This is a genomic window from Lentisalinibacter salinarum (assembly GCF_040706555.1).
Lineage (GTDB): Bacteria > Pseudomonadota > Gammaproteobacteria > Steroidobacterales > Woeseiaceae > Lentisalinibacter > Lentisalinibacter salinarum.
On the sequence record NZ_JAPDRH010000003.1, the window covers coordinates 970,743 to 988,954 of the forward strand.

At 68.2% G+C, this 18,212-nt stretch carries 16 protein-coding genes; 4 read left to right on the forward strand and 12 right to left on the reverse strand.

Features of this window, described 5'->3' with window-relative positions; genetic code table 11:
* Nucleotides 1-34: 34 nt before the first annotated feature.
* Nucleotides 35-1,345 carry a metal-dependent hydrolase family protein gene (locus ACJMKZ_RS15020; RefSeq protein WP_405234015.1) on the forward strand — a complete coding sequence of 437 codons (1,311 nt, stop codon included), beginning with the start codon at nt 35-37 and terminating at the stop codon, nt 1,343-1,345.
* Between the two features lie 27 nt (nt 1,346-1,372).
* Here the strand turns inward: ACJMKZ_RS15020 and ACJMKZ_RS15025 are convergent, their stop codons facing one another.
* Complete coding sequence (locus ACJMKZ_RS15025; RefSeq protein WP_405234016.1) at nt 1,373-2,476, reverse strand: NAD(P)-dependent alcohol dehydrogenase; 1,104 nt, start codon at nt 2,474-2,476, stop codon at nt 1,373-1,375.
* 146 nt (nt 2,477-2,622) lie between these two features.
* Between ACJMKZ_RS15025 and ACJMKZ_RS15030 the strand changes: the two genes are divergently transcribed.
* The gene (locus ACJMKZ_RS15030; RefSeq protein ID WP_405234017.1) at nt 2,623-3,045 is read left to right on the forward strand and encodes a YybH family protein; all 423 of its coding nucleotides are present in this window, start codon (nt 2,623-2,625) and stop codon (nt 3,043-3,045) included.
* Here ACJMKZ_RS15030 and ACJMKZ_RS15035 read toward each other — a convergent pair.
* Both ACJMKZ_RS15035 and ACJMKZ_RS15040 read right to left on the reverse strand, forming a co-directional pair.
* On the reverse strand, nt 3,042-4,331 hold the full coding sequence (locus tag ACJMKZ_RS15035; RefSeq protein ID WP_405234018.1) for a choice-of-anchor B family protein: 1,290 nt from the start codon (nt 4,329-4,331) through the stop codon (nt 3,042-3,044). The genes ACJMKZ_RS15030 and ACJMKZ_RS15035 overlap by 4 nt on opposite strands.
* The gene (locus tag ACJMKZ_RS15040) at nt 4,328-5,140 is read right to left on the reverse strand and encodes a helix-turn-helix domain-containing protein (RefSeq protein WP_405234019.1); all 813 of its coding nucleotides are present in this window, start codon (nt 5,138-5,140) and stop codon (nt 4,328-4,330) included. The genes ACJMKZ_RS15035 and ACJMKZ_RS15040 overlap by 4 nt, the downstream gene beginning before the upstream one ends.
* A 123-nt stretch (nt 5,141-5,263) precedes the next feature.
* On the opposite strand from ACJMKZ_RS15040, the gene ACJMKZ_RS15045 reads away from it, so the two are divergent.
* Entirely contained in the window at nt 5,264-5,578 is a 315-nt protein-coding gene (locus ACJMKZ_RS15045; protein ID WP_405234020.1) for a hypothetical protein, read from the forward strand.
* A 33-nt stretch (nt 5,579-5,611) separates the two neighbouring features.
* On the opposite strand, the gene ACJMKZ_RS15050 is transcribed toward ACJMKZ_RS15045, so the two are convergent.
* The 9 genes from ACJMKZ_RS15050 to gatC all read right to left on the reverse strand — a co-directional run bounded on the left by ACJMKZ_RS15050 (nt 5,612) and on the right by gatC (nt 16,907).
* Nucleotides 5,612-5,959 (reverse strand): hypothetical protein, encoded by a 348-nt coding sequence (locus ACJMKZ_RS15050; RefSeq protein ID WP_405234021.1) that lies wholly within the window; start codon nt 5,957-5,959, stop codon nt 5,612-5,614.
* 34 nt (nt 5,960-5,993) lie between these two features.
* On the reverse strand, nt 5,994-6,926 hold the full coding sequence (locus ACJMKZ_RS15055) for a homocysteine S-methyltransferase family protein (RefSeq protein ID WP_405234022.1): 933 nt from the start codon (nt 6,924-6,926) through the stop codon (nt 5,994-5,996).
* A gap of 62 nt (nt 6,927-6,988) precedes the next feature.
* Complete coding sequence (metH, locus tag ACJMKZ_RS15060; RefSeq protein ID WP_405234023.1) at nt 6,989-10,696, reverse strand: methionine synthase; 3,708 nt, start codon at nt 10,694-10,696, stop codon at nt 6,989-6,991.
* 2 nt (nt 10,697-10,698) lie between these two features.
* Nucleotides 10,699-11,607: a methylenetetrahydrofolate reductase gene (gene metF, locus ACJMKZ_RS15065; RefSeq protein WP_405234024.1), complete on the reverse strand. Its 909-nt coding sequence runs from the start codon at nt 11,605-11,607 to the stop codon at nt 10,699-10,701.
* Between the two features lie 36 nt (nt 11,608-11,643).
* Entirely contained in the window at nt 11,644-12,549 is a 906-nt protein-coding gene (locus tag ACJMKZ_RS15070; protein WP_405234025.1) for an ArsR/SmtB family transcription factor, read from the reverse strand.
* Between the two features lie 137 nt (nt 12,550-12,686).
* A complete protein-coding gene (gene hslO / locus ACJMKZ_RS15075) occupies nt 12,687-13,559 on the reverse strand; it encodes an Hsp33 family molecular chaperone HslO (protein WP_405234026.1) in 873 nt (290 codons plus the stop codon).
* A gap of 6 nt (nt 13,560-13,565) precedes the next feature.
* Entirely contained in the window at nt 13,566-15,005 is a 1,440-nt protein-coding gene (gene gatB / locus ACJMKZ_RS15080; protein WP_405234027.1) for an Asp-tRNA(Asn)/Glu-tRNA(Gln) amidotransferase subunit GatB, read from the reverse strand.
* Between the two features lie 10 nt (nt 15,006-15,015).
* On the reverse strand, nt 15,016-16,470 hold the full coding sequence (gatA, locus tag ACJMKZ_RS15085) for an Asp-tRNA(Asn)/Glu-tRNA(Gln) amidotransferase subunit GatA (protein WP_405234028.1): 1,455 nt from the start codon (nt 16,468-16,470) through the stop codon (nt 15,016-15,018).
* A 149-nt stretch (nt 16,471-16,619) separates the two neighbouring features.
* A complete protein-coding gene (gene gatC, locus ACJMKZ_RS15090; RefSeq protein ID WP_405234029.1) occupies nt 16,620-16,907 on the reverse strand; it encodes an Asp-tRNA(Asn)/Glu-tRNA(Gln) amidotransferase subunit GatC in 288 nt (95 codons plus the stop codon).
* A 155-nt stretch (nt 16,908-17,062) separates the two neighbouring features.
* On the opposite strand from gatC, the gene ACJMKZ_RS15095 reads away from it, so the two are divergent.
* Entirely contained in the window at nt 17,063-18,106 is a 1,044-nt protein-coding gene (locus ACJMKZ_RS15095; RefSeq protein WP_405223519.1) for a rod shape-determining protein, read from the forward strand.
* Nucleotides 18,107-18,212 lie beyond the last annotated feature (106 nt).

Genomic DNA, 18,212 nt, shown 5'->3' on the forward strand with positions numbered 1-18,212 from the left:
CGTCCCTCCGAATAGCCGAGCACCAGGAGAGTTCATGCTTCTTCGTCGCCTTCTGTCCGTCCTTACGCCAATCCTCGTTGCAACCGCCGCGGCTGGTCTGCCCGCCGCCTCCGCCGCCACCACCAAACTCGTCCACGCCGGCACGCTGCTGGCGGTGCCCGGCCAGCCGCCGGAGCGGGAGCGGACCCTCGTCATCGTCGACGAGCGCATCAGCGAGGTGAGGAAGGGCTACGCGGACCCTGCCGACTTCGAAGGCGAAGTCGAGGTCGTGGACCTGAAGGACTTCTTCGTGCTGCCCGGGCTGATGGATATGCACGTACATCTGCAGGGCGAGCTCGGCCCCGAGAACGACAGCGAGGCGCTCCGCCTCTCGCCCCAGCAGCTGCAGATGCGCAGCGTCATGTATGCCATGCGCACGCTCGAGGCCGGCTTCACGACGCTGCGCGACGTCGGCAGCTCCGAGCAGGAGATGTATGCGTTGCGCGACGGCATCGAGAGCGGCTGGATCGAGGGGCCGCGCATCATCGCCGCCGGCGGCGTCGGCATCACCGGCGGCCACGCCGACGTGAGCGGCATGAAACCGGAACTGATGGCGTTCTATACGGATGCCTCGATCTGCGACGGCCCCTACGATTGCCGCCGCGCCACCCGCGACGCCATCAAATACGGCGCGGACCTGATCAAGATCACCTCGACGGGCGGCGTACTGACCGACCGCGCCACCGGTACCGGCCAGCAGATGGAGATGGACGAACTCCGCGAGGTGGTGCGGGCCGCGAACCGCATGGGCCGCAAGGTGGCCTCGCATGCCCACGCCGCGGAGGGCATCATCGCGGCTCTCGAGGCAGGCGTCGACAGTATCGAGCACGGCACCTACGTCAACGACGAGGCCATCGCCCTGTTCCGGGAGACCGGCGCCTACCTGGTGCCCACCCTGCTGGCCGGCGCTACGGTGAAGCAGATGGCCGAGGAGTCGGATTTCATGCGGCCGGCCATCCGTGAGAAGGCCATCCGCGTGGGCCGAGAGATGAAGAACAACTTCGGCAAGGCGCACCGGGCGGGCGTGAAGGTGGCCTTCGGCACCGACAGCGGCGTATCGAAGCACGGCCACAACGCGCAGGAAGCCGTACTCATGGTGGAAGCCGGGATGAGCGCGGAAGACGTGATCGTGGCCGCGACCGTCAACGCCGCGGACCTGATCGACATGACGGACGACCTCGGCACGCTTGAGAAGGGCAAATACGCGGACGTCATAGCCGTCGACGGCTCGCCGCTGGACGACATCGCCGAACTGCTGGACGTGGACTTCGTGATGAAGGGCGGCAAGGTGTTCAAGACGCCGTGAACGAATGCCCGGGGCGACAGTGCGCGATCACCGCATGGTGACCGCGACCTTGCCCGTCGCCTTTCCGGACTTCCAGTACTCGATGGCGGCCGGGAGCTCGTCCAGAGTGAACGTTCGATCGACCACGGGCGCCAGCGCTCCGTCGCGCATCAGTTCGCCGAGGCGGATTGCATCGTCCCGTGTCATGTACGCGAGCATCGTCCCGACCTGCTGGTCGACGAACGGCGACATCAGCGCGGAGTCGATCATCGGCTTCAGCGGCGCCAGCCAGTCGCCCTTGGGACCGCCCACGATCACCAGCCGGCCATCGGGCTCGAGGACCTGCGTATTCTCCCGCACGGAACGGTTGCCGACCAGGTCGATGATCACGTCGTAACGGCGCTCGCTGTCAGTGTAGTCTTGCTGCCGGTAATCGATGACCTGATCGGCGCCGATGGACCGCACCACGTCCATTTTGGCTGCGCTGCAGACGCCGGTGACCTCGGCGCCCATGGCGTGGGCGATCTGGACGGCGAAGGTACCGACGCCACCGGACGCGCCGTTGATCAGGACCGTCTCGCCGGCCTCCAGCGCACCGTGATCCCGCAACGCCTGGATAGCGGTGAAGCCCGCGATGCCGACGGCGGCTGCCTGCTCGAAGGAGACGTTCGCGGGCTTCGCCGCTACGGGTCCGCCTTCGGCGACGGTGAGATACTCTGCGAACGAGCCGGTTGCGCCGCCGAAGACCTCGTCTCCTGGGGAGAATCGCGTCACATCCGCCCCGACCGCGACCACGGTCCCGGAGAAATCCGCGCCGAGCCGGATTTCATTCGGCCTGCCCAGCCCGGTCATGAGCCGCATGAAATACGGCGAGCCGGTCATGAAGTGCCAATCGTAGGGGTTGATGGCTGCGGCGGCGACCCTGACCAGCAACTCGTCGTCGGCCGGCACCGGCCGGTCGCGCCGCTCCAGGCTGAGCACCTCGGTGGTGCCGTAACATCGATAGACCCATGCCCGCATCGCGTCGCCGGACTCCGCATCCGGCGGCGTCTCCGGGCAAGGCGCCTCGTGACTGAGCACGAAAGCGATGGCCGCCACCGCGACGACGAGAACGGCGACGGTTCCCGTCAGGATCTTGTAGCGGAGTTTCATGGAACTCTCCCGGGCAACCACAAAAGCGTGGACCGCGGCATTCTAACCGCTCCGTGACGCGAGTAGTGGTCGGCACGCGAGAAGGCCGATTGACAGGTATCCGCACAATCGCTGTCATGGTCGCATCATGTTCTTCCGGAGTAATCATGACCAACACCTCCGACATATCCGAGGAGCAGGCAGATGCCTGGCTGAGCCGCTACGGCGAGGTGTGGCAAGCCGGTGACGCGGACGCGGTTACCGCGCTTTTCAGCGGGGACGCGATTTACCACGAGGACCCCTTCGAACCGCCTATGCAGGGCCGCGATGCCATCCGACGCTACTGGCAGGAAGGGGCCGCCGACGCCCAGGCAGAGGTGTCTTTCCGCCACGCGGTCTTGGCCGTGGCCGGCGATCAGTGTTTCGCCCACTGGCAGGCGTGGTTCACCCGCGTGCGGGATGGCAGCCGGATTCGGCTGGACGGCACGTTCCGCCTGAAATTCCGCCGCGGCGACGACGGCACGGTGCTGTGCACCTCGCTGCAGGAATGGTGGCACCGGCGGGAGGCGCCCGCGCCCGGAAACGCCTAGTCCGGCGTCAGGACGAACAGCCCGTACCGCTTGTCACTGACCAGGACGTTGCCGGACGGCAGCCAGGGATAGACGCTCCAGGCGCCGGAGAACTCCACCGAGTCGTCGTCCGGGTAGGTATCGAAGTACGCGATCTCCTGCAGCCCTCCCGCGGCCAGGTCGCCGAATTCCAGTATCCGCAGCCCGGAGGTGTAGTTCGCCTGGTAGACCCGGCTGCCACGCACGTAGAGGTTGTGGTCGATGGAAGGGGTCGGCCCCTCGTACGCGAACAGGAAGCGGGGCGCGTCGAGATCCGATACGTCGAATACGTGGGTCCGCGTGGGAACGCCGCGGCGCGACTCGTCGGTCTCGTCGCCGAGCAGGAAGAAGCGATGATCCTCGGTGAGCCAGCCCTGATGGGCATAGCCCGATTCCGGATAGGGGGTGAGCGACAACTGCAGCGGAGAAGACTTCAGCGCCACGTCGACGATCTCCAGCCGGGCGACGCCGTCCGCGGGCGCCGCCGGATCCGGGCTCTCCAGATTCGCCGAACCGAAGCAGATCTGGCTGCCGGCGTGCTCGACATCCGGGCCGCGGTAGACCACGCACTGGGTGTCATGGGTGTCGACGGCGGTGTGGCAGCCCGCGAACATCGGGTTGATCGGCGTGCGCACGTCTATCATGTGCAGGCCGTGGTCGCAGCCGCCGGGACCCTCGGCACCGACGGCGTAGGCGAATCCGCTCTCCTCGTCGATAGCGAGATTGTGCGCGGAGCCGATGTCGACATAGACGTTGTCGGCCGCGAAGGTCTGCGGCGCCGTGACGCCGCGCAGGCGGCTGAGGTCGAACACCTGCATGCCGTGGGCGCCGGCGGCATCGGCCACGATGAAGGCGTGGCCTTCGTGCACCTTAATGTCCCGCCACGTGCTGTTGACGGTCGCGGTCGGCAACCGGCCGAGGAAGACCGGCGCCTCGGGGTCGGTCACGTCGACGAAGGCGGTGCCGTTGGTCAGGCCCATCAGCGCGTACTCGGCGCCGGTCTGCGGGTCCGCCCAGGCCCACACGTCGTTGCCGGCATTGCCGCCCATCTCGGCGATCGGCACGCGCGAGGCGAGGGAGACACCCGCGCAGGCGAAACCGCCGGCTGCCCCGGCCACGCAGTCGTCGGGCCCCGTGGACAGCGTCGGCGGCGGGTCCGGAGGCGCCGGGGCCGATGCGGTGCCTCCGCCGCCACCGCCGCCTCCGCAGGCGGTCAGGGCGGACGCGAGCGAGAGACAGGCGATCGCATGGATGGCTGCACGATTCATGAGGCTACCCTCGTGAAGAAGTCCGCCGTTTTCGCATCCGTGGGATAGAAGGCTTCGATGCGGAGTTCGTCGGTCGTCACATCCTGGGGCGTGCCGAAGGTCGACATCACGGAGAACAGGCTCAACTCCAGGCCGTCGATGTTCAGCTCGAGGGGCAGGACGGGCAGCAGGCTCTCCATGACCGGACCCCCGTCCGCCACCGGCCCCGCCAGCTCGAGCAGGCGCGAGAACCAATTCTGCACTTTCGGGTCGTCGGTCGCCAACGCCTCGCTGCGCAGCCGGCGCACGAAGGACGGCATGATCTCGTCCCAGTTGACGATGAAGCGCCTGAGTCCGCGCGGGTGGACGGTCAGGAGCGCAAGATTCAGCGCGTCGTCCACGGCGACCTCCTCGAGCATGGCTCCGGGGTCGCCCCCCGCGCCCAGCAGCCTCCCGGCCGCCCGGTTCTGCATCCGCACGTTCCAGAGGCGGTCCACGACCACGGCCGGCAGTGGTTCGTGATGGTCGAGGATGCGCTTGAGCGCCTGCAGCACCGGCTGCATCACGGGCTCTTCGAGTCCGCTCTCGCCGTACACGGGCGCGTAGCCGGCGGCGCGCAGCAGGACATTCCGTTCGCGCAGCGGAATCTCCATGGCATCGGACAGCCGCAGGACCATCTCGCGGCTCGGTGTGCTGCGGCCGGTCTCGAGCCAGCTGACGTGGCGTTGCGAGACGTCTGCGGCCAGCGCCAGATCCAGCTGCGAGAGGTTCCTGAAACGGCGCCACTGGCGGCAGAGCGACGGAAAGTTCCGGGCTTGAACAGGCGGCATAAGGACTCCCTCCCCGGGAGCGACTATCCCCGCCGTGCCCGGCCGGTTCAATGACCCGCGAGGTAATTGCGGGGATTCACTCCCCCGAAGAGCATAGCGCGAAACCCGACCGAGGAGCGCGCAATGAACCATCCGTTAAGACACGGCCGGCTACTCGCCATCGTCCTGCTGATCCCGTTCGGCCTGATCTCGGCTTACGCCGTGTACCGGGTGGGCTATACCGGCATTCTCACCCACGCGCTGGACGGCCCGGCAGGCTGGCAGCTCGCCGCGGACCTCGTCGTCGCACTGGTGCTGGTTCTCGCCTGGCTGATACCGACGGCGCGACAGGAGGGCCGCAGTCCCTGGCCGTGGGTGGCCATGACACTATTCCTGGGGTCTTTCGGCCCCCTGCTCTATCTCGCCACCCGGAGGGGGCGGCAGGCCGGGTCCGGCTGAGCGGCATGCGGCAGACACGGCGGAGCCGCTTCGTCAGTCGTCGCCGTCTCTGGGTCCGTAGGTGCGAACGAGGACGGCCAGCGGCGCAAACATGACGAGGATCACCGGTGCGCCGAACTGCGCGTACAGCGCCTCCATATCGCGCCAGACCATGGCGGGCAGCAGAATGGCAGCGAGGCCGAGCCCCACGCCGAAGCAGGTGCGGAGGAAATCGGTCAGCAGAACGGACAGAGGGGCGCGCGACGGCTCGTCGCCGTAGGAAGAGTGGCGTTGAGCGGGTCCGTCAATCGCCATGGCGATGTCGGAAACCGGGAGAGCGATGTCGACGTTCGTGACGCATGGGTCCTGTATACCGCGAACGGCGCGGCCGATGCGCTGCACTGTTTCACACTTCGCGCCGGTCCCGCAGCAACGGTCACGGCCGTGCGTAGCGCAGCGGCCGCAGGGCATCGATATGCTCCGGCGACAGGCCGCAGCAGCCGCCCACGATCTGCACCCCGTCCGCGACCCACTCCGACGCATGGCGCAGGAATTCGCCGGGCGGGATCACCTCCTCGAACTGCCATTCCGGCATGCGGAAAAAGCCGGAGTCCGGGTAAGCCAGCAGCGGACCTTCATAGTGATTGCGCAGGATGGCGAGTGCGTCGGCCACCAGGTGAGACGGCGTGTGCATGACGCCCGCTGCGGCCACGTCATATTGGTCGAGGACCCCGATGAGTTCCTCGAAGGGGATGTCCCGCTCCGGCGCGTAACTGAGCAGCTGCCCGTCCTCCGCTCTCCTGGCGGAGAAGCCGGCCCAGACGGGGAGCCCCGTCGCCAGCGCGGCCTCGAACGCCGGACCGATGCGCTCCGGGTAGTACATCATCTCCAGCAGGATGAGATCGCATCCGCTGTCGCACAGAAACCCGGCGAGTTCCGTGTAAGCCCCGGCCATGGCTGCCGCGGACGGTGACCGGGCGGTGTCCGGCTGCGCGCTGCCGGCGACGAACGGCGCCATGTGCGAGAGGGAGCCGCCGACGAGTACGTCGCTGCGGCCGCTCGCCTCGCGCGCCCGATGCGCCGCGTCGACGGCGGCCCGGTTGATCTCCGCGAAGCGCTCGCCGTAGCCCGCCGGCTCGAGCATGAGACGGGAGGAGGCATAGGTGTTGGCGGTAATGACGTCGGCGCCCGCGGCGATGTAATCCCGGTGCACGCGCTCGAGGACGTCGCCGCTCTCGAGCGACGCCGGCCCGCACCAGGCGCCCGGGTCCATCCGCACCCCGCGGCGTTGCAGTTCCGTGCCGGTGCCGCCGTCCAGAAGGACGATGTCACCGGCCTGAAGTCTCTCCCTGATCGCTCCATAACCCATATCCGGCCTCCATGGCTGAAGTGCTCCGGCACGCCGGAGGACGCCCGGATTGCCAGAGGGTATCAGGCGGCCTCGTCCTCCGTCTCCGGCTCGTAACCGAGCGAGGGTGCGAGCCAGCGCTCGGCCTCGGCGAGGCTCATGCCCTTGCGCTTCGCATAGTCCGCCACCTGGTCGCGGCCGATCTTGCCCACCGTGAAGTAGTGGGCCTCGGGGTGGGCGAAGTAGAGACCGCTCACCGAGGCGGTCGGCAGCATGGCCATCGACTCGGTGAGCTGCATGCCGATGCGCTGCTCGACTTGCAGTACCCGCCACAGGGTCCGCTTCTCGGTGTGGTCCGGGCAGGCGGGATACCCCGGCGCCGGACGGATGCCGCGGTATTCCTCGGCGATGAGCGCGTCGTTGTCCAGTGATTCCTCCGGCGCGTAGCCCCAGTACTCCCTGCGTACGCGCTCGTGCAGATACTCGGCACCCGCCTCCGCCAGCCGGTCTGCGAGCGCCTTCAGCATGATTGAGGAATAGTCGTCGTGGTCGGCTTCGAAACGCTGCACGTGTTCGTCGATGCCGAAGCCGGCGCTCACGGCGAAGGCGCCCAGGTAGTCGCGCCTGCCGCTGTCCGCCGGGGCGACGAAATCCGCCAGGCACTCCTGGGGCAGGTCGTCGCGCTTCTTCTTCTGCTGACGCAGGTGGTGGAACGTCGCCAGCGGCTCCGCGCCGCCCTCTTCCGGATAGATGGCGATATCGTCACCCGCCGAGGCCGCCGGGAAGAGGCCGATGACCGCGCGGCACTCAAGCCACTCCTCGTCGATGATGCGCCGGAGCATCGCCCGGGCGTCGGCGTACAGCGAACTGGCCGTCTCGCCCACCTCCGGGTCGTCGAGGATGGCCGGGAAGCGGCCGCGGAATTCCCACGCGTTGAAGAACGGCATCCAGTCGATGTAGTCGACCAGCGCCGCCAGCGGTATGCGCTCGAAGGTGCGCACCCCGAGCGCATCGGGAGCGGGCGGTCGGTAAGCTTGCCAGTCGATCGCGTGGCGGCGCCGGCGCGCGTCCTCCAGGGCCAGTTCCGGCGCCTGCCGGGTCTTGCCCGCGTGCAACTCCCGCCGCCGCGCGCAATCGTCCTTGATCTTATGCACGAAGGCGTCGCGCCCCTCCCCCACCAGCGACTGGGCCACGCCCACCGAGCGCGAGGCGTCCTTCACGTAGATGACCGGGCCCTCGTAGCGGGGATCGATCTTCACCGAGGTGTGCGCGGGCGACGTGGTGGCACCGCCGATCAGCAGCGGCACGGTGAAGCCCAGGCGCTGCATCTCGGAGGCGACGTTCACCATCTCGTCCAGCGAAGGGGTGATGAGGCCGGACAGGCCGATGATGTCTGCGCCTTCCCGCCGTGCCGTCTCCAGGATCTTCTCGGCCGGCACCATGACGCCAAGATCGATCACCTCGAAGTTGTTGCACTGGAGCACGACGCCCACGATGTTCTTGCCGATATCGTGGACGTCGCCTTTCACCGTGGCCATGATTACCGTGCCGTTGGAGCGCGACTCGCCGTCCTGCTCCTCCTCAATGTAGGGGATGAGATGCCCCACCGCCTTTTTCATGACCCGGGCCGACTTCACCACCTGGGGCAGAAACATCTTGCCTTCGCCGAACAGGTCGCCGACCACGTTCATGCCGTCCATGAGCGGGCCCTCGATCACGTCCAGCGGGCGACTGGCGGCGAGCCGCGCGGCCTCCGTGTCTTCGATGACGTACTCGTCGATGCCCTTGACCAGCGAGTGCTCGAGCCGCTTCTCCACCGGCCACTCGCGCCAGCCGAGATCGGTCGTGCGCTTCTGCCCGCTGCTGCCGTCGCCGCGGTATTTCTCCGCGATCGCCAGCAGCCGGTCGGTGGCGTCGTCGCGGCGGTTCAGCACCACGTCCTCGACCGCCTCGCGCAGTTCGCCCGGCAGGTCTTCGTAGATGGCGAGCTGGCCCGCGTTGACGATGCCCATGTCCATGCCGGCGCGGATGGCGTGATACAGGAACACGGAGTGGATGGCCTCGCGCACCGGGTTGTTGCCGCGGAACGAGAACGAGACGTTCGAGACCCCGCCGCTCACGAGCGCGTGAGGCAGCTCTTCCTTGATGCGGCGGGTCGCCTCGATGAAGGCGATGCCGTAGCCGTTGTGCTCTTCGATGCCCGTGGCCACGGCGAAGATGTTGGGATCGAAGATGATGTCCTCGGCCGGGAAGCCGACCCGTTCCGTCAGTATCCGGTACGAGCGGCGGCAGATCTCGAGCTTGCGCTCCACCGTGTCCGCCTGGCCGTCCTCGTCGAAGGCCATCACAATCACCGCCGCACCGTAGTCGCGCACCCGCCGGGCCTGCTCGACGAACTGCGCCTCGCCCTCCTTCATGCTGATGGAGTTCACGACGGGCTTACCCTGGATGCAGCGCAGTCCCGCCTCTATGACGCTGAACTTCGACGAGTCCACCATGATCGGCACCCGGGCCACGTCGGGCTCGGACGCGATCAGGTCGAGGAACGTCACCATGGCCGCCTCGGAGTCCAGCATGCCCTCGTCCATGTTGACGTCGATGATCTGGGCGCCGTTCTCCACCTGCTGGCGGGCCACCTCGACGGCGGTGGCGTAGTCGCCGGCCTCGATCAGCTTGCGGAACTTCGCAGAGCCGGTGACGTTGGTGCGCTCGCCCACGTTCACGAACAGGTCGTCCGGACCGATGTTCAGCGGTTCCAGCCCGGACAGCCGGCACTCGCGGGGGCGGTCCGGCACGACGCGCGGCGCGAGCGGCTCGATGGCCTCGCGCAGGCGGCGGATATGCTCCGGGGTGGTGCCGCAGCAGCCGCCGACCAGGTTCACCAGCCCGGACTCCGCGAACTCGCGCACGACCGCGGCCATCTCCTCGGGCGTCTCGTCGTACTCTCCGAACTCGTTCGGCAGCCCGGCGTTCGGGTGGGCACTCACGCGGGTATCGGCTACCCGCGACAGCTCGGCGACGTAGGGCCGCAGGTCGGCGGCGCCCAGTGCGCAGTTCAGCCCGATGAGAAACGGCTCGGCGTGGCGCACCGAGTTCCAGAACGCCTCGGTGGTCTGGCCGGACAGGGTGCGGCCCGAAGCATCGGTGATCGTACCGGAGATCATCACCGGGATGCGGCCGCCACGTTCGCGCTCGATCTCGCGAATGGCGTACAGCGCGGCCTTCGCATTCAGCGTATCGAAGATGGTCTCCACCATCAGGAAGTCCGCGCCGCCTTCCATGAGGGCGCGGGCCGCCTCGGCATAGGTCTCCACCAGTTCGCCGTAGCGGATGTTGCGCTTGCCGGGGTCGTTCACGTCCGGCGACAGGGACGCCGTGCGGTTGGTCGGCCCGAGTACGCCGGCGACGAAGCGGGGCCGGCCGTCGGCGGCCTCGAACTCGCCGGCGACGTCGCGTGCGAGCCGCGCCGCCGCCAGGTTCAGCTCGCGCACCAGGGACTCCATGCCGTAGTCGGCCTGGGAGGGGGTGTTGGAGTTGAACGTGTTCGTCTCGATGACGTCCGCGCCGGCCTCCAGGAAGTCCCGGTGGATCTGCCGGATCAGCCCGGGCCGGGTCAGCGTCAGCAGATCGTTGTTGCCCTTGAGGTCACTCGGCCAGTCGGCATAGCGCTCGCCCCGATACTCTTCCTCGGACGGGGCATGACCCTGGATCATGGTGCCCATGGCACCGTCCAGGAATACGATGCGCTCGGCGAGCAATGCCTCCAGGCGTTCGAATCGGGTGCTGCTCATGGTCAGGCCGCCGTCGCGCGCTGCGGACGCACGCCCAGCGCATGGCAGATGGCGTAGGTCAGCTCGGAGCGGTTCAGGGTGTAGAAGTGGAATTCGCGCACGCCGTAGCGCTCGAGTTCGCGGGCCTGCTCGATGGCCACGCTGGCGGCGATGAGCTGGCGCGTCTCGGCGTCGTCGTCCAGACCGTCGAAGCGGTGCACCAGCCAGTCGGGCACCGTCGCCCCGCAGCCCTCGGCGAAGCGTTGCAGCTGGGGGAAGCGGGTGATCGGCAGGATGCCGGGAACGATCGGCGCGGCGATGCGTGCAGCCGCGCAGCGGTCGCGGAAGCGCAGGAAGTCCTCGATGTCGAAGAAGAACTGGGTGATGGCCCGGCTCGCGCCGGCGTCCAGTTTTCGCTTCAGATTGTCCAGGTCGAAGGCGGCGGACGGCGCCTCCGGATGCACCTCGGGATAGGCTGCCACGGAGACGTCGAAGTCGGCCACCCGCTTCAGGCCCGCCACCAGGTCAGCCGCGTAGGCATAGCCCTCCGGGTGGGGCGTGTAGCCGTCACTGTCCTTCGGCGGGTCGCCTCTGAGCGCCACGATGTGGCGCACCCCGATGTCCCAGTACCGGCGGGCAATGTCGTCGATCTCGCCCCGGCCGGCGCCGACGCAGGTCAGGTGGGGCGCCGCCGTCAGGTCGGTCTCGCGCAGGATGCGGTTGACGATGCCATGGGTGCGCTCCCGGGTGGAGCCGTCGGCGCCGTAGGTAACGGAGACGAAGCGCGGGCGCAGCGGCGCCAGCCGCTCGATGGAGCGCCACAGCGTCTGTTCCATCTTCTCGCTGCCGGGCGGGAAGAACTCGAACGAGACCGCGACGTCCGGGGCGCTCCGGTCGGCAGCGGGCACGGGTGTGATGGGTGTCTGTGTCATGGCCATGTTTCTCTTGATCCTCGAGGTCCCGATCCTTCAGGCGGCCTGCCGTCGTGCCGGCGTTGCCACGGAGACCAGCCAGACCGGCTGTCGCGCCGGCACCGGACGCGGCCGGCCGAGGGCGAGTCCGGCATCACCGGCCAGCCCGGCGATCCAGCGCGCCCGGGCCTCGGCGGAGGCGCGAACATTCGCTTCGGCCGCCCCCCCTGCGAGCGGCTCGATCAGGAGTAGCCGCCCGCCGGGAGCCAGCACCCGTGCGGCCTCGGCCACGGCCTGTTCCGGCGTACTCGAATGCCCGAGCACCTCGTCGAGGATGACGGTGTCGAATGCGTCGTCGGCGAAATCCAGCCGGTGCGCGTCGCCGGCACGGATAGTGCAATTGCCGAGGCCGGCCACGGCGAGTTCGGCGCGGGCCTGACGGCGCTGATCGCCGTCGATATCGACCCCCACCGCCCGGCTTGCCCGGCGGCCCAGCAGCTTCAGCATGCGCGCGCTGCCGGTACCGATATCCAGCAGACGGCCGACCGGCGCCGTGAGCACCGTATCCAGTACTGCCCGATGCAGCCCCCGCTCCGCCTCGGTCAGCGGCGCGGCCTCCGGCTCGACGGCCGCCCGACGCTCGGCTTCCGCGAGTTCCGCGTCCCGGGCGAGCTCCGGCGCCTCGGCCGGCACCAGTTCCAGCAGCTTGCGCACACGCACGGCCCCCGGGCCGGCGGAGGCGGTACGGTAGTAGATCCAGTGGCCGTCCCGGAAACGTTCCAGCAGACCCGCGTCGCAAAGGAGCTTCAGGTGGCGGGAGATGCGCGGCTGGCTCTGACCGAGCACGCGCACCAGCTCGGAGACCGTGCTCTCACCCCGGTGGCACAGCGCCAGCAGGCGCAGGCGGGTGGGCTCGGCCACCGCCTTCAGCGCTCGCAGGGTTTCCTCGAAGGGTTCCGCCACCGTCGGCTCCATTTGCTTAAATATATAAAGATATCTTTATCTTTACTGCCCGATAGTGTATCGCACGTCCCGGGCTCTGTCCCGGCTCATTTGAAATAACGGGAATACAAGGGGGCGCGAGGGAGCAGTGCGGCGCGTCAGTGGACGCGGGAGGATGCCGGCTGGCCGCCGGCGGAGAACAGACGCTCGACGTCGATCGCGTCGAGCCGGCGCTCCCGGTTGCAGAACTCGCAGGTGGCCCGGATCTCGCCCTGCTCCTCCAGGGTCTCGCGCACTTCGTCCTCGCCCAGCAGGCGCAGGGCACGCTCGACCCGTTCGATGGAACAGCGGCACTCGAAGCGCGTGGTGCGCGGCCGGAAGGCCCGCACGTCGTCTTCGGCGAACAACTTGCCGAGCAGCTCCGTGCCGATGCCGTCCCGCATCTCGTCCAGTGTCAGGGTATCGGCCATGAAGCCCAGTCGCCGCCAGTCATCCTCCGGCAGGGGCGCGGCTGCGTCGGGCACCCGCTGCAGCAGCAGCCCGGCCGCGCAGTCTCCGTCGGCCATCAGCCAGAGGCGGGTCGGCAGCTGCACCGAGCGCTCGAAATAGCCCTCCAGACAGCCGGCGAGCGACTCGCCGCTCGCATCCACGATGCCCTGGTAACGGTCGGCCAGCACGCTCGACTCCACGGTCATCGCACAGCGGGCATCCCGTGAGAATTCCGCGAATCCGGCCTCCGGCGCCACGTCCCGGGCCAGCGCCATCCCGCGCAGGTGCAGTTCGTTGGTGGACTGGACGACGAGGAGTTCCAGCGGCCCGTCGCCGGAGAGCTGCAGCGTGAGCTGGCCGTCGAACTTCAGCGAGTTGGCGATGAGTGCGGCGGCCGCCGTGGCCTCGCCGAGCACCCGGCCTACCGGTGGCTGATAATCATGGGTACCGGACAGCTCCCGCCAGGTGTCGGCGAGCTGCACGAGCGCACCGCGCACGGGCAGGTGCTCGAACAGGAACGGTTGCAGGACGTCCCGGCTCAACGCGCTTCACTCCGCATCCAGGGCGGCTTTCAGCAGGCGGTTGACCTCGCCGGGGTTGGCCTTGCCCTTCGTCGCCTTCATTACCTGGCCGACGAAGAAGCCGATCACCTTGGTCTTGCCGCCCCGGTATTGCTCCACCTGCTCCGGGTTGGCGGCCAGCACGTCTTCCACGATGCGCTGTATCTCGCCGCTGTCGGTGATCTGCGTCAGGCCTTTCGCCTCGATGACGGCATCAGCATCGCCCTCGCCCGCCCACATGGCCTCGAAGACCTGCTTGGCGAGCTTGCCGGACAGGGTGCCGTCGGCGATGCGATCGAGCAGTTGCGCCAGACCGGCCGGCTCGATGCGGCTCGCCGTGATATCGAGGCCGTCCCGGTTCAGCGCCGCGGAGAGCTCGCCGAGCACCCAGTTGGCCACGGCCTGGCCGTCGCTGCCGCCGGCCGCCGCCACCGCCTCGAAATAATCGGCGAGCGCCGGGGAGCCGGCCAGCACCACCGCATCGTCCGCCTTGACGCCGTATTGCTCGCCCAGCCGCCGGCGCTTGGCGTCAGGCAGCTCCGGCAGGGTCTCCCGCACTGCCTCGACGAGGGCCTGGTCGATCTCGACCGGCAGCAGGTCCGGGTCAGGGAAATAGCGGTAGTCGTTGGCCTCTTCCTTGGTGCGCATCGGCCGGGTCTCGTCCCGCTCCGCATCGTACAGGCGGGTTTCCTGCACCACGGAGCCGCCGTCCTCCAGCACCTCGATCTGGCGCTCCACCTCGAAGTTGATGGCGCGTTCGAGGAAACGGAACGAGTTCAGGTTCTTCAGCTCGGTGCGGGTGCCGAGTTTCTCGTCCCCGGTTCGCCGCACCGAGACGTTGGCATCGCAGCGGAACGACCCCTCCTGCATGTTGCCGTCGCAGATGTCGAGATAGCGGACCAGGGTGTGCATGGCCTTCATGTAGGCCGCGGCTTCCTTCGCCGAGCGCAGCTCGGGCTCGGAGACGATCTCGAGCAGCGGCGTGCCCGCCCGGTTCAGGTCGATGCCGGTGAGGCGCTCGAAACCCTCGTGCACGGACTTGCCGGCGTCCTCCTCCAGGTGCGCCCGGGTGAGGCCGATGCGGCGCACCTCGCCGTCGTCGGTGACGATCTCCAGCGAGCCGCCGGTGACGATGGGCAGTTCGTACTGGCTGATCTGGTAGCCCTTCGGCAGGTCCGGATAGAAGTAGTTCTTGCGGGCGAAGACGCTGCGCGGCGCGATGGTGGCGCCGACGGCCAGACCGAACTTCACGGCCATCACGACCGCACCCCGATTCAGCACCGGCAGCACGCCCGGGTAGCCCAGATCCACCAGGCAGGCCTGCGTGTTCGGCTCCGCGCCGTAGCGGGTGGGCGCGCCGGAAAAGATCTTGCTCTGCGTCGCGAGCTGCGCATGGATCTCCAGGCCGATGACCGTCTCCCAGCTCATGGCCGTCTCCTCACTCGTAGTCCGCCGGCGCGCGCCGGTGCCAGTCGGTGGCGCCCTGGTACTGGTGGGCGCAGGCGAGCAGGCGCTCCTCGCCGAACGCCGGCCCGATCAGCTGCAGGCCCACCGGCAACCCGGCCGAGAAGCCGCAGGGAACCGACAGGCAGGGCAGCCCCGCCAGGTTCGCGCCGATGGTGTAGATGTCGTTCAGGTACATGGTGATCGGGTCGTCGGTCTTGGCGCCCAGCTCGAAAGCCGGCGTCGGCGTGGTCGGCCCGGCGATGAGGTCCACGTCGGCGAACGCGCGGCGAAAGTCCTCGCTGATGAGTTGCCGCACCTTCTGGGCTTTCAGGTAATAGGCATCGTAGTAGCCGGCGGAGAGGACGTAGGTGCCGGTCATGATGCGGCGTTTCACCTCCGCGCCGAAGCCCTCGGCCCGGCTGCGGCAATACAGGTCCATGAGGTTCTCCGGGTCTTCGGCGCGATAGCCGAAGCGCACGCCGTCGAAGCGCGACAGGTTGGAGGAGCACTCGGCCGGCGCCACCACGTAATAGGTGGGCACCGACAGGCCGATATTCGGCAGGTCGATCTCCCGCACGCTCGCCCCCAGACCTTCCAGTTCGCCGATGGCCGCACGCAGCGCCGCCTCGTTGTCGGCATCCAGGCCCTCGTCGAAGAACTGGCGCGCAAGGCCGATGGTGAGACCTTCCAGCGGCTGATCCAGCCCGGCCACGTAGTCCGGCACCGGCTCGTCCACGGAGGTGGAATCCCGCGGATCGAAGCCGGCCATGGCACCGAGCAGCAGCGCCGCGTCCTCCGCGCTGCGGGTCAGCGTGCCCGCCTGGTCCAGGCTGGAGGCGAAGGCGATCATGCCCCAGCGGGAGACCCGGCCGTACGTCGGTTTCAGCCCCGTGATACCGGTCAGTGCCGCCGGCTGGCGTATGGAGCCGCCGGTGTCCGTGCCGGTGGCCGCCGGTACCAGCCGCGCGGCCACCGCCGCCGCCGAGCCGCCGGAGGAGCCGCCGGGCGAGCGGGCCGTATCCCAGGGGTTGGCGACCGGGCCGTACCAGCTTGTCTCGTTGGACGAGCCCATGGCGAACTCGTCCATATTGGTCTTGCCGAGCATGACGGCGCCGGCGGCCTTCAGCCGCTCCACCACCGTGGCGTCATAAGGCGAGACGAAGTTGTCGAGCATGCGCGAGCCGCAACTGGTGCGCACCCCGGCGGTGCAGAAGATGTCCTTGTGGGCGAGGGGCAGACCCTCGAGCGGACGTGCCTCGCCGGCCGCGCGGCGGCGGTCGGACTCGGCGGCGGCGGCCCGCGCCTGATCCCCGGTCACGGTAATGAAACTGTTCAGCGTCTCGTCGTGGGCGCCGATGCGCTCGAGCAGCGCCTCGACGAGTTCCGCGGCGGTGAACTCGCCCGCCTTGAGCGCGCGCCGTATCGCGGCGAGTGACAGCTCATGCATGGTCGTGACTCAACAATGGTTGGACGATGATGCTTCCGGAAAGACCGACCGGGTCGGTCGAATCGCACGGCCGGGCGGCGTGTGCCGGCCCGGGCCCGCAGCCGCCGACCCTTAAGGCGACACCCGTTCGATGACCCTTCCCGTGACCCTTATTCGATGACCCTGGGCACCAGATACATGCCGTCCGCCACCGCCGACGCGTTCTTCTGATACTCCTTCCGGTCCACCCGCTCCGTCACTTCGTCCGGGCGCAGCCGCTGGACCTGATCCAGGGGGTGGGCCATCGGTTCCACCGAATCCGTGTCTGCCTGTTGCAATTGGTCCACGAAATCGACGATGCTGCCCAGCTTGTCGACGAAATCGGGGATTTCCGCCTCGTCGAACTCCAGTCGCGCGAGAGTCGCGATATGTTCCACTTGCTCTCGAGTCAGGGACACCGCAAGGCTCCGGTCTGTGATGCGTGTATCGTTATCGACAGGGTCGGCACATGCCACCGCAGTGCCAAACGCGAAATGATACACGCCGTCTTGCCCAATGTCGTCCCCGTTGCTAGAGTAGCTTTTTGCCTTGATCCGCGGGATTTTGCCCGACAATGCTGAAGAGTCTTCTGGGTTATTTCTCCAACGACCTTTCCATCGATCTCGGGACAGCGAACACACTGATCTACCTCCGCGGGCATGGCATCGTGCTCAACGAGCCGTCGGTAGTAGCCATACGGGAAGAGTCCGGCCGCGGCGGTCGGAGCGTGGAGGCCGTCGGTACCGAAGCCAAGAGTATGCTGGGGCGCACGCCCGGCAACATCACCGCAATCCGTCCGCTGAAAGACGGCGTCATCGCCGATTTCACCGTGACCGAGAAGATGTTGCAGCACTTCATCAAGAAGGCGCACGGCAATCGCTTCTTCGCCCCGAGCCCCCGGGTGCTGGTGTGCGTGCCTTACGGCTCCACCCAGGTCGAGCGTCGCGCCATCCGCGAGTCCGCAGAGGGCGCCGGCGCCCGCAAGGTCTATCTCATCGAGGAACCCATGGCGGCGGCCATCGGCGCCGGCATGCCGGTGCACGAGGCGCGCGGCTCCATGGTGCTCGACATCGGCGGCGGCACGTCCGAGGTGGCCGTGATCTCCCTGAACGGCATCGTCTACGCCTCCTCCGTACGCGTGGGCGGCGACCGCTTCGACGAGGCCATCACCAATTACGTGCGCCGCAATTACGGCATCCTGATCGGCGAGGCCACGGCCGAGCGGATCAAGCACGAGATCGGCTCCGCCTATCCCGGCCAGGAGGTCAAGGAGATCTCGGTGAAGGGCCGCAACCTGTCCGAGGGTGTGCCGCGGAGCTTCACACTGAACAGCAACGAGATTCTGGAGGCGCTGCAGGAGCCCCTGCAGGGCATCGTGGGGGCCGTGAAAGAGGCGCTGGAGCAGACTCCGCCGGAACTCGGGGCCGACGTGGCCGAGCGGGGCATCGTCCTCACCGGCGGCGGCGCCATGCTGAAGGACCTGGACAAGCTCCTCATGGAAGAGACCGGGCTGCCCGTGGTCATCGCAGACGACCCGCTGACGTGCGTGGCACGCGGCGGCGGCCGGGTGCTCGAACTCATGGACGAGCACGGACCGGCCGTCTTCGGCCTGGACTGAGCCGTCCGTGAGCGCGGCGGCCGCATCCACCGTCGCCGCCCAGTGAACAGCCCTGCACGGCCGGCAACGGGGACGCCGGAGCCCGGCGGCTCGGCAGGCCGGCGGC

What these genes read in the sequence shown, in the direction of transcription:
- ACJMKZ_RS15040 (WP_405234019.1), bottom strand. Translation starts at nt 5,140, where the DNA reads ATGCCGCCTGTTCAAGCCCGGAACTTTCCGTCGCTCTGCCGCCAGTGG.
- ACJMKZ_RS15025 (WP_405234016.1), bottom strand. Translation starts at nt 2,476, where the DNA reads ATGAAACTCCGCTACAAGATCCTGACGGGAACCGTCGCCGTTCTCGTC.
- ACJMKZ_RS15035 (WP_405234018.1), bottom strand. Translation starts at nt 4,331, where the DNA reads ATGAATCGTGCAGCCATCCATGCGATCGCCTGTCTCTCGCTCGCGTCC.
- gatA (WP_405234028.1), bottom strand. Translation starts at nt 16,470, where the DNA reads ATGCATGAGCTGTCACTCGCCGCGATACGGCGCGCGCTCAAGGCGGGC.
- gatB (WP_405234027.1), bottom strand. Translation starts at nt 15,005, where the DNA reads ATGAGCTGGGAGACGGTCATCGGCCTGGAGATCCATGCGCAGCTCGCG.
- ACJMKZ_RS15030 (WP_405234017.1), top strand. Translation starts at nt 2,623, where the DNA reads ATGACCAACACCTCCGACATATCCGAGGAGCAGGCAGATGCCTGGCTG.
- ACJMKZ_RS15055 (WP_405234022.1), bottom strand. Translation starts at nt 6,926, where the DNA reads ATGGGTTATGGAGCGATCAGGGAGAGACTTCAGGCCGGTGACATCGTC.
- ACJMKZ_RS15045 (WP_405234020.1), top strand. Translation starts at nt 5,264, where the DNA reads ATGAACCATCCGTTAAGACACGGCCGGCTACTCGCCATCGTCCTGCTG.
- ACJMKZ_RS15095 (WP_405223519.1), top strand. Translation starts at nt 17,063, where the DNA reads ATGCTGAAGAGTCTTCTGGGTTATTTCTCCAACGACCTTTCCATCGAT.
- metH (WP_405234023.1), bottom strand. Translation starts at nt 10,696, where the DNA reads ATGAGCAGCACCCGATTCGAACGCCTGGAGGCATTGCTCGCCGAGCGC.
- ACJMKZ_RS15020 (WP_405234015.1), top strand. Translation starts at nt 35, where the DNA reads ATGCTTCTTCGTCGCCTTCTGTCCGTCCTTACGCCAATCCTCGTTGCA.
- metF (WP_405234024.1), bottom strand. Translation starts at nt 11,607, where the DNA reads ATGACACAGACACCCATCACACCCGTGCCCGCTGCCGACCGGAGCGCC.